The sequence below is a fragment of the Corallococcus sp. AB030 genome (assembly GCF_003668965.1).
In the GTDB taxonomy this organism is placed as follows: domain Bacteria; phylum Myxococcota; class Myxococcia; order Myxococcales; family Myxococcaceae; genus Corallococcus; species Corallococcus exiguus.
Genome location: NZ_RAWQ01000298.1, coordinates 1 through 9,085, shown reverse-complemented (window position 1 = coordinate 9,085; position 9,085 = coordinate 1). Strand labels below are relative to the sequence as shown.

The 9,085-nt window shown below is 62.8% G+C and carries 6 protein-coding genes; 3 read left to right on the top strand and 3 right to left on the bottom strand.

What is annotated here, in order from left to right; all coding sequences use genetic code 11:
* Positions 1-236: 236 nt before the first annotated feature.
* Positions 237-2,504 carry a zinc-dependent metalloprotease gene (locus tag D7Y15_RS40405; RefSeq protein ID WP_121755909.1) on the bottom strand — a complete coding sequence of 756 codons (2,268 nt, stop codon included), beginning with the start codon at positions 2,502-2,504 and terminating at the stop codon, positions 237-239.
* Between the two features lie 607 nt (positions 2,505-3,111).
* On the opposite strand from D7Y15_RS40405, the gene D7Y15_RS40400 reads away from it, so the two are divergent.
* The gene (locus D7Y15_RS40400) at positions 3,112-4,128 is read left to right on the top strand and encodes a helix-turn-helix transcriptional regulator (RefSeq protein ID WP_121755908.1); all 1,017 of its coding nucleotides are present in this window, start codon (positions 3,112-3,114) and stop codon (positions 4,126-4,128) included.
* Positions 4,129-4,138: 10 nt separating this feature from the next.
* Here D7Y15_RS40400 and D7Y15_RS40395 read toward each other — a convergent pair whose 3' ends face one another.
* Positions 4,139-5,266, bottom strand: a complete 1,128-nt coding sequence (locus D7Y15_RS40395; protein ID WP_121755907.1) for an oxygenase MpaB family protein — start codon at positions 5,264-5,266, stop codon at positions 4,139-4,141.
* A 3-nt stretch (positions 5,267-5,269) separates the two neighbouring features.
* The gene (locus D7Y15_RS40390) at positions 5,270-6,151 is read right to left on the bottom strand and encodes a hypothetical protein (RefSeq protein ID WP_158629202.1); all 882 of its coding nucleotides are present in this window, start codon (positions 6,149-6,151) and stop codon (positions 5,270-5,272) included.
* A 333-nt stretch (positions 6,152-6,484) separates the two neighbouring features.
* Between D7Y15_RS40390 and D7Y15_RS40385 the strand changes: the two genes are divergently transcribed.
* Positions 6,485-8,392 carry a CHAT domain-containing protein gene (locus D7Y15_RS40385; protein ID WP_158629201.1) on the top strand — a complete coding sequence of 636 codons (1,908 nt, stop codon included), beginning with the start codon at positions 6,485-6,487 and terminating at the stop codon, positions 8,390-8,392.
* A gap of 126 nt (positions 8,393-8,518) precedes the next feature.
* Positions 8,519-8,980, top strand: a complete 462-nt coding sequence (locus D7Y15_RS40380) for a nucleotidyltransferase (protein ID WP_121755904.1) — start codon at positions 8,519-8,521, stop codon at positions 8,978-8,980.
* Positions 8,981-9,085 lie beyond the last annotated feature (105 nt).

The following is a 9,085-nucleotide window of genomic DNA, read 5'->3' as shown; positions in this document are numbered from 1 at the left end:
CGGGGGGAGAGGGCGGCATGGGGCAGGAGGCTATCAAACAGCCAGGTCCCATGTTGGGGCACGTCCAGGGCCGCCCCTCTACCCACGTCGTGAAGGCACTCCGCTCGGTACCGCGCTTGATTCCAGTCCTGGAGCCCCAGCTCACCAGCCCGTTGCTGATTGACGGCGCCGACGTTCCGGGTCCACTGAGGGTGTGGCATCACCCTCGCCGAGGGCTCCAGCAACCAGGCTTCGCGTCAGTGGTAGTAGGGCGAGAGCGCGCTGGAGACGCGCGCCAGCAGATCCTCGGACTGCAACCGCTCCTCCCCCGTGAGCGACGGGAGCTGCGCGGTGAGCGTGTCGCGGGCCTCGCGCAGCGCCGAGTACGCGGGCAGTGTCTGGAATTGCTTCAGGATGTCCACCATGGCGCGGCGGGCCGCGTAGCCGCGCACGCCGTCCACGTTGAGCAGGATGCCGCGCACGTCCGCCATCACCGGCGCCGTGAACTGCGGCGTGGTGGGCGCATTCGCGGTGAAGATGCCGCCGCGCGACGACACCGGGTCCAGGTAGAGGCGCGTGAGGACGCGGCGGGCGAGCTCATCCGCGCGGGAGGCGTAGACCGCGGGCGCGCCCGGAGGCACGACGAGCGGCGGCCGCACCTGGGCCAGGATGTCCTGGTACGCCCGCACCTGCTCCGTCCCGGCCCGCACGAAGCCCAGGACCTGGTTGGTGCGGGTGCTGAGGGTGAGGTTGAGCCGGTTGGTGACCGAGGCCGTGGTGAGGAAGCTCTGCGCGTAGACGTTGAAGTCCGCCAGCGTGAAGCTGAACGTGTCATTCGTGCGGTCGTACATGGCACAGCGCGGGTCGGTGAACCGGTCTTGATCCGTGCAGAACTCCCAGGTGGGCAGCTGGGTGTCCAGCCCATAGAGGTAGCGCACCGCCTGCACGTCGTAGGGGCCCGGCGCGCTGTCCAGGACGGAGTCCTCGTTCGCGACGTAGTCCATCACGGAGCTGCTGCGCAGGCCCGTGGGCGTGCCGTCGTAAGCGAGCGATCCGGCGAAGTTGTGGCGCAGGCCCAGCGTGTGGCCAATCTCATGCAACACCACGTGCGTGAGGTAGGCCTCCACCTTCTGCTTCTTCGTCTGCGGAGTGACCGCCGTCAGCGACGACGCGAGGCCAGCCTCCGGGTCGCCGAAGCGCTCGAGGACGTTCAGGTCGCACAGCTGCTCCGCCTTCATCCCGGACCAGGACATGCTCACGGGCGAGAGCGTCCGCGCCCGTGCGGCGGCGAACGCACCGGGGTCGCTCTCGAAGGTCTCGTCCCCGAGCACCAGCCACATGGCCGGCAGGTAGACGCTGGCGCCGCGCAGCTCGCTGGTGTTGGGGTTGATGCGGAAGTTCGCGAAGGCGTAGGGCACGCCCTCGTCCGGGTCGAAGATGAGGACGTTCTTGTCGTCATCCGCGAAGTCGAGCCCCGCGCCGCCCACCGTGGCCTCCAGGACCTTGAAGCCGAACGCCTGGTTCCAACCCTCCACGCCGCGCTTGATGGCGCCCACCAGGTCATAGTCCTGGAAGCGCGGGTCGGCCTGGATCGAGAGCACGGAGGGGGTGATGAACCAGGAGATGGGCTTCATCCCGGGGTGGATGTTCCACTTCATCGCCGGGATGTCCTGCCAGCCACCGGCGTTGGTGATGAAGCTCGGCGCTCCCGCGAAGTAGAGCGTCTGCTCGGGCATGGCCGTGGGCGTGTAGCCGGGCCCCTCCTTGTAGCGGCGCAGGGCGAGGCCGAGCGTGCCGGAGGCGCGGTAGCCATTGGGCTCCAGGTAGTCCGCGGCGAACGGATCGGACACCTCCGAGTAGCCCGTGAAGACCTGCTCGAAGGCGATGCCGTCGGTGATGGGGTGGAAGCGCTGCGCGAAGCTCAGCTCCGTCTGGAATCGCGTGGAGACGGACAACGAGTCCCCCATCACGCCGAAGCGGTTGAGCCCCGCCGACGGGTCGATGAGCACGTACTGGTCGGCGTTGCGCAGACGGTTGAAGGGGCCGTAGTCGGTGACGACGGGGTAGGCCTCCACCAGCACCTGTGGGTCGAACACGTCGCTGAGCTTCTTGCGGTCGTCCACATCCACCACGAAGAGCCGGCCGTTCTGCTCCTGTAAGGAGACCACCCGCGTGCCCAGGGACCTGCCAGCGCCGAAGAGCACCCCTCCCGGATGGAGCTGCTTGAGGAACGCGGACAGGAACCACTTCTGCTTCAGCTCGCTGCGCTTGATGGCCAGGTAGAAGTGGGTGCCCGCGTCCTCCACGATTCCGGACAGGCGCTGTTCCACCTGTTGGCGCTGCTCCGTGCTCGTGGCCCGGGGCACCGCCACGAAGGCGTCCTCCAGGCTGACGGCCAGCGAGGCTTCGGGGGCTTCCGTCTCAGTCGCGGGCCCGCCGGTGTCACAGCCGCCGCTCGTCAACATCACCACCAGCGACGCGGCGCCCAGCCAGCGGCGCCGCGAAGACCACGTCCGTCCAAGCATCGAATCACTCCACGGGGTTGGGGCGGCATCGCGCCGCCCGTTGCACCGGAGGAACGACATTTCGGAGGGGGGCATACCGGAAGGGCGCCAGGCTTCGGAAGAAACCCTCCACTGCGCAAGGACTTTCAACCCGGACGATATGCCGGCCCGGTTCTCGCTCGCATACCGCGGTTGCGCTTTCAGCTGGCCGGACCTGCCGGATCGGGGTGCGCAATGGATTCCCTCCATCCGCATCTGCGAGAGTCACCAACGTACGCCATGAGGCACACGCTCTATCGACCCATGCCACCGCCCCCGTCCCACACCGTTCCCCATGGGGTGCCTTTAACCCTCCTGGAGGGGTAGCCGACCTCGTGGGCATCTCGATGGTCCCGTACCTCACTGACCTCTGCGCGCCCGGCGCGCGTTGTGCTTCACGCACGCTCAATCGAGGCCTGCCCGAAAGAAATCGATAAATCTCCATGCCCCCATCTCGTCCTGACGTCACGATGATCAACGACCGCTACTGAGTCTCGGCAGCGTTGACCTAACGTTAGGCGTCGGAGTCGACCTTTCCTCCGAAGGGAGTGACACTCAGCATGCTTGAGTGTCGCCAGGGGACAGTTGCATGGCCAAAGCTGACCTATTGAGCATCGTAGAAGCCGCCTATCGCGTGGATCTGGGGGACGCCACGTGGGTGGAGGGACTTGCGGAGGCGGTGCTCCCACACCTCGACGACGGTTTCGGAGTGGCCGCTTTCGAGTACTACCGCCCTGGCAATGGACCGCCGGAGGTGGTGCAGCGGTACCACTTGGGAATTCCGGACAGGCTCGCCGAGATCTACCCAACCATCTTCCAGACCATGGATCCCGAAATTCGCCAACGGCCCTTCCGCATGGGGCCATGCATCACCGGCAGCCAGATGATGGGAATGCGGCGGGGATTCCTGGAGGAACCGCACATGAAGCGGTTCGCCCAGAAATTCGGAATGTACGACTCCTTCTGGATCACTGCCGCTGAGCCGTCCGGACGGGGCCTTGGATTTCATGCGGGCCGGACGCGGCTCACGCGAGCGACAACGGCTCAGGTGCAACAATGGGGGCGAATCGCAGCTCACCTCTCCACCGCAGTTCGCTTGCGGCACGCGCTGAAGGGGCTCCCGTCGGGACGGGCCGGCGCGGAGCCCGAAGCTGTCTTCGACCCCAGCGGCAAGCTCCATGACGCGACAGGGGCGGCACGAAGTGAGCATGCTCGCGACCTTCTGAAGCATGCAGTTCTGATGCTTGAGAAGTCGAGAGGACCCCTCCGGACAAAGGATCCGGAAAAATCCCTGGCCATCAGGAAGGCGCTCATTGCCGGGCGTTGGTCGCTGGTTGACCAGATCGAACAAGACGGCCAGCGCTACATCGTCGCTCGCGAGAATGAGCCTACCGCTCCTGGCCCAGCGCTGTTGACCAAGCGTGAGAAGGAGATCGTCGGGTACGCCCAGCTTGGGCACCATGACAAGCTGATTGCCTATGAACTGGGGATTGCTCCCTCGACGGTGCGCGTGCTGTTAGGGCGGGCGAAGGAGAAGCTGGGTGTTCGCAGCCGGAAGGAGTTGCTGGAAGTCTGCCGTGGCACTGTTCGTGCCAAAGCCGATTGAGGCAATGACGCTATCTGGCCGCGTGCAAGCCCCAACGCCTCCTGAAGTCTCGTGGCACATGGAAGGGCGTATTTCCATCCGGACGTTGGTGGAGAATCATGCGCTGGGCGAATTGTCTGGCCACCCAGCTGCGACGCCTCCGCGCCCCCGGAACCCAGTCCAGCCAGCTCAGAATCATCCTCTTCTGGGCTGCCCTGGCCATTACAAGCAAACGCGTCCAGTTCGCCTTCGGGAGAGCCAGCGCCGCGGCCACATCCTTTCCAAAGACAGTGTCCTGAAGGAAGAATTGCGTAAGGCTCGTGGCATAACCCGGGACAGGCAAAAGCGTCTGCACCGAACTCAGCAGCTGCTGCGTCAGTTGACGGCCTTCCGGCGTGGGGCGAACCTGGCGCGTTCCTATCCGCATCGCCAGGAGGGTCGCCTCCTCCTCCGTCGAAGGCAGAAGTGAGGGGTCTACGCCAAGGAGACGCCCCACCGTGGACCACGCGAAGATGTACGCGTCAGCTTCCTCCGACGTCACCTTCGCCCCCATTCTTCGGAGACCGTGCAGGGTAGCAATGGAGAAGGTCAGCAGCGTTCCAGCTTGATCCTCCTGATTGATTGGCACGCCCCATTCCGTGCGCCAAGGGTTTGCGGCGTCCAACTGGACCCGTCGGCGCACGAGCGCATGAATCAATCGGACCTTTCGAGTTGCGCACCATCCCAGTCCTCCCTCCTCCAGTTCACCGCGCTGCATGACGTTCACGACCATCTGCGCCGTGTCACAGAGACGGCGGATGGGATCGTCTTTTAGCCGGCGTGAACGATAGACCACCTGGACTCCGTGACCCGCGGCGTAGGCCAGGGGTAGAGAATAGGAGCCCAGAATCAGAAGCACCTCCGGTCCATAGAGGCCGAAGAGCTGTTGCCCTCTCGCGATGGCCTCCCGCTCGATGAGGTCGAGACGGGGCATCTCGGTCAGGTATCGACCTACCAATGGATCGGTCTCGGGTAGTCGCTGGGTCTGAAACAACGTTCCCAGCAAGCGATCCAACGATTCCTGGCCTCTCGTTGCAACATGCTCGGCGACCAACCCGTCAACGATAGGGTCACCAATGCTCCGCATTTGATCCAGCCACTCATTGCTCGCGTTGAACATGAACTACTCCTCCGGAATCACCACGAGCTCAATGCCGTACCGCTTGGCGAGTGCCCCGACCCCGCCATCCGTCACCACATAGAGCGCACCCTCACGAGGTTCGGTCCCCCGGATTGGCTCCGGTGGCTGCGGGAGGAGATCAATTATCTGATGGACGCACTCCTCCGCGCTCAACCCAGGCTTGAACCGTCCGGCGGCATCCATCCAAGTAGTCATCCAACGGAAGGCCCTCTCGTGGAAGTCCTCGTCTTCGAACGTGAGCTGTAACTCGCGCTGAAGCCCCCGGAGCTGCACGGATGGCTGGTCACGATTCGCAAGAACCGTCTGCAGCAACTTGCCCATCCGCCAGTAGGCCTGCTTGGCGGTCGACTCCAACGTCTCCGCGAGCGCGAAGAATGCGCGCGCATCCATCCTGCCGAGCTCCCCTGCGAAGCCCGGTACGGCTCCCGGAGCAATGGCAGCGCCGGCCATGAGAAAGAGCTGGGCCAAGGCCTGGCCCAGGCCTGGGCGCGATGACGTGAGGCTGCTCAGCATTCGTCCCTCGATATCGCCCATGAGCTGGATCCACGCAGGCGACAACGAGCTGCCCCCAATGCTCATCAGTCCCGAAGCGAGGCGCGCACGTGTCAGTTCCTTGTGCTTTGCTTCCTGTTGCCAGATTTCCGTCAACGTATCCCATGCCGCAATCTCCGCCCCGCTCTCCGGGTTGGGCAGGCGCTCACGGCGTCGAGCCTCGCTGTAAACATGGTACACGAGCGCCTCTCTTCGCGCCGCGACCTCAAGCCAGGCTCTCAACTCGCCCTCTGGATTATCGCTGAACCTCCGCCTGTACTCCGCTGCGAGCGCGTTCGTCTCAGCGATGATCTTGGAGCCAAGTCCGGTCATGACGCTCTAATAAGCAACGAAGGAAACGCTGTCTCGAAGGATATTGCAAAAAGTTGTTTACGCTTCTGCGTAAACATCATTCAGGTGGCGTTCGGCTGTGTTCGTGCTCAAGATTCGTCGCGGATTCTTCAGGCACGCACCCGCGAGAGCTCAAGCCGCCACTCGGTTTCGAGTTCTGAAGCCAGTTCCTCACGGCTCTCCATGAACGATTATAAAGAGGTTCACCTGCGCTTCACGAGGAGCGGAGCGGAGTCATACCGGGTTGCCGCGGACTCCAGTTCCGTTGGCAGCGCTAGCGCGCCCACTTCGCCGAGCTTTCCTCTGTCCCGCTTGATGGAACTGCGACTCCAGATTCAGGCCTCATTGCAGAAGTCGAGGTCATCTGATGCCGAAATCGATGACGGGATAAAAAGGCTCGGTAAAGAGTTGTACGAAGCAGTCTGTCCACCAGAGCAAGTGCGCGAGGTTCTGACGCTCGCGCTTGGCAGCGCGCTTTACTCGCCCCACGCTCAACAACAGCGGCTGCGTCTCGTTCTGCACTTCGATCCGTACGATCGCGAGCTCATATGGCTCGCTGAGCTTCCCTGGGAGGTTTTGTGGCTCCCTTCCGGATCCCAGACCTGCCACGCTGCATTGGATCCTCGCCTCTCAATCGTCCGTGCATTGGATGTGAGGCAGCCGGCACAGCCACGACCGCTCGCTCAACCTGAGCGGGTGCTTTTGATTCGCGCTGGAGCACGGAGGCAAGGAGGTCTCCAGTTAGCGCCGGAGAAGGACAGCATCATTGACGCCCTGTCGGACAACACCCATGTCGAGTTCGACTCCATGGACATGCCAACTCGAAAGGGTTTGCGGCGCAAGCTTCGCGATTTCAACCCTCAAATCATTCATTTCATGGGGCACGGCAATGTAGACGAGCGCACAGGGGCCGGATGGGTCTACCTGCGGGATGAGAAAGGTAGCCCCGAACCTCTGCGAGCGCATGACGTTGCGGAACTCTTCAGAAGCGCTTCCCCCCCGGGGTTGGTGGTCCTCAACGCATGCCAGTCGGCACGGGGAACGGTGTCCGTCACTGGCCACGGGAGTGTCGCTGGAGCGCTTGTTTCCGAGGGAGTCGCCGCGGTCATTGCCATGCAATTCGCGATTTCAGATTTGGCGGCGCTGGCATTTGCCGAAGAGTTCTACGCATGCCTAGCAAAAGGAGAGTCAATCGATTACGCGGTCACCGAAGGCAGGGCGGCCATACGGTCGAAGACTCGAGACTCATTCGAATGGTGTACTCCGGCCTTGTACATGCGCGGCGGGCTTGCGGGAGTATTGTTCCAGCCCGCCACGCCGAGTTCTCTGGCTCGGACGGATGATGGCAGTGGAGAGACTCAGGTTCAGCCCGCTCCATCCACCGCCCCGCAGTTCTCACCGGCGCAATCCCAACTACCGCTCATCCTCATTCGTCACGAAGCCTACAAGAAGGCTACCGAGCAACCGGGGCAAGCGGATGACCCCACGTTCTTCGCAGGTCGACAGCCTCGTGTCGTCCACATCGACCAGACGCCAGGGCTGGAACAGCGCAGCTGGAAGAATCTGGAGGCCGAAGTGAAGCGCTTGGCCGCGCGAGATGGCATCCTCCGGCGCACCTTCGAGGAGCAGGATGCCGATATCGGTTATTACGGCTTCCCGTTCGTACCGTTGGCAGTGCTAGCAGGCCGTCTGGCCAGGAACCGAAGGGTGCACGTCTTCGAATGCGTCTCAGGTCGGTTCCAGTGGGATTCTGAATCGGACACCCTGACGCCACCCCTGAACTGCGATGTTCAGAAGGACGGGAAGGGCAAGGCCGCCCGGATTCGGGTCTCCGTATCCGCGCTTGCCAACCTGGATGACTGTCGCCAGGTGCTTCCTGACTCGGACGTAATGATGGACCTGCACTTCTCGCTTGTGAATCCCGGACAGAACAGCGTGCGGCGTGAAGATCAGCTCAAGGCGTATGTGCGTTTGATCCGCGAGACGATCAACAAGCACGTTACCTCCAATCAAGACCCGGAGCGCCGCCCAGAGAGCGTTCACATTTTCGCCGCCGTTCCCGTGAGCTTGGCTTTCTACCTGGGAGACATACTCACGGCGAGCTGGTTGCCGGAATGCTTCGTCTATAACTACGGCTTTCCCTCTGAGTGCCCCCGCTACAAGTGGCGGCTCAGTTTGCTGGCAGCATTCAAGGGCAAGCGGTCTGTCAGGGTTTTCAAGTAGCGAGAAGAGACGGGGTTGGGCGAATGCATGCGCGGTGGCGGCTGGCATTGCGTGCCCAGTTGCGTGGCTTCTGGTTGAGCCAGCAGTTCATGTGCCGGTGTTTCAATTCAACAAGGAGTGGTGAGCATGGCCAAGATCCAAACGCAGATCGAGCAGTTCGACAGCAACATCCGGCTCAAGCGGTTCGATGAGAACAAGATGCTCCGCGAGAAGCGTGACGCCATCCTGAACCGGCTCCGCGAGAAGTTCGCGGCACTGCGAAAGGAAGGGAAGGAAATTCCCTCCTTCGACACGTTCAATCAGGGCAGCTATCAGATGGGCACAGGCATCCAGCCCGCGGATGGTGACTATGACATTGACGTGGGTGTCCGCTTCAACTGCGCCAGCACAAAATACCCGAATCCGGTGACCCTGAAGATCACGGTTGCGGATGCTCTGGAGGGGCATACCGAGATCGGAACAGACATCCGCCGTTCCTGCGTCACCGTGTATTACAAGCTCAACGGTGAGCAGGCCTACCATGTAGATCTCGCCGTCTACACCTATGACAACCCTGAGAGCCCGGGCCTGAGCGATCCCCTCATTTGAGTGAGCAGATCGCCAGCCGCCTGCCTGACAGGCCCGTGCGAGGCGGGGTGGTGTGGGGCAGGAAGAGAAGCCATGCTGGGACGCAAAGTGGCCATCAACGAAGAG